Origin of the sequence: Secundilactobacillus odoratitofui DSM 19909 = JCM 15043 (genome assembly GCF_001434895.1) — a bacterium.
In the GTDB taxonomy this organism is placed as follows: domain Bacteria; phylum Bacillota; class Bacilli; order Lactobacillales; family Lactobacillaceae; genus Secundilactobacillus; species Secundilactobacillus odoratitofui.
Genome location: NZ_AZEE01000005.1, coordinates 1 through 1,701 on the forward strand (window position 1 = coordinate 1; position 1,701 = coordinate 1,701).

The 1,701-nt window shown below is 51.1% G+C and carries 1 rRNA gene; it reads right to left on the minus strand.

The window, feature by feature from the left end:
• Window positions 1-66: 66 nt before the first annotated feature.
• A 16S ribosomal RNA gene (locus tag FD04_RS01230) occupies window positions 67-1,632 on the minus strand.
• Window positions 1,633-1,701: the final 69 nt, after the last annotated feature.

The window sequence follows — 1,701 nt, forward strand, 5'->3', positions numbered from 1 at the left end:
TGAGAGTAGACCTCTCAAAACTAAACAAAGTTTCGTTCCTGTGCAGGTTTCCGTATTATTCCTTAGAAAGGAGGTGATCCAGCCGCAGGTTCTCCTACGGCTACCTTGTTACGACTTCACCCTAATCATCTGCCCCACCTTAGGCGGCTGGCTCCCGAAGGTTACCGAACCGACTTTGGGTGTTGCAAACTCTCATGGTGTGACGGGCGGTGTGTACAAGGCCCGGGAACGTATTCACCGCGGCATGCTGATCCGCGATTACTAGCGATTCCGACTTCGTGCAGGCGAGTTGCAGCCTGCAGTCCGAACTGAGAATGGCTTTAAGAGATTAGCTTACTCTCGCGAGTTCGCAACTCGTTGTACCATCCATTGTAGCACGTGTGTAGCCCAGGTCATAAGGGGCATGATGACTTGACGTCATCCCCACCTTCCTCCGGTTTGTCACCGGCAGTCTCGCCAGAGTGCCCAACTGAATGCTGGCAACTGACAATAAGGGTTGCGCTCGTTGCGGGACTTAACCCAACATCTCACGACACGAGCTGACGACAGCCATGCACCACCTGTATCTGCGTCCCCGAAGGGAACGCCTAATCTCTTAGGTTAGCACAGTATGTCAAGACCTGGTAAGGTTCTTCGCGTAGCTTCGAATTAAACCACATGCTCCACCGCTTGTGCGGGCCCCCGTCAATTCCTTTGAGTTTCAACCTTGCGGTCGTACTCCCCAGGCGGAATGCTTAATGCGTTAGCTGCGGCACTGAAGGGCGGAAACCCTCCAACACCTAGCATTCATCGTTTACGGCATGGACTACCAGGGTATCTAATCCTGTTCGCTACCCATGCTTTCGAGCCTCAGCGTCAGTTACAGACCAGACAGCCGCCTTCGCCACTGGTGTTCTTCCATATATCTACGCATTTCACCGCTACACATGGAGTTCCACTGTCCTCTTCTGCACTCAAGTCTCCCAGTTTCCGATGCACTTCTCCGGTTAAGCCGAAGGCTTTCACATCAGACTTAAGAAACCGCCTGCGCTCGCTTTACGCCCAATAAATCCGGACAACGCTTGCCACCTACGTATTACCGCGGCTGCTGGCACGTAGTTAGCCGTGGCTTTCTGGTTAAATACCGTCAACACCTGAACAGTTACTCTCAGATGTGTTCTTCTTCAACAACAGAGTTTTACGAGCCGAAACCCTTCTTCACTCACGCGGCGTTGCTCCATCAGACTTTCGTCCATTGTGGAAGATTCCCTACTGCTGCCTCCCGTAGGAGTTTGGGCCGTGTCTCAGTCCCAATGTGGCCGATTACCCTCTCAGGTCGGCTACGTATCATTGCCTTGGTGAACCATTACTCCACCAACTAGCTAATACGCCGCGGGTCCATCCAGAAGTGATAGCCGAAACCATCTTTCAAACAAAAACCATGCGGTTTTTGTTGTTATGCGGTATTAGCACCTGTTTCCAAGTGTTATCCCCCGCTTCTGGGCAGGTTACCCACGTGTTACTCACCAGTTCGCCACTCATCCGATGTTAAAAATCAGTGCAAGCACTTCAATTCAACGGGATGCGTTCGACTTGCATGTATTAGGCACGCCGCCAGCGTTCGTCCTGAGCCAGGATCAAACTCTCAATTTATGATTGTTTGTAGCTCATTTAATTATTACTAGCGAATTGACTTCGCAAATTACATTTGATATCACCGAA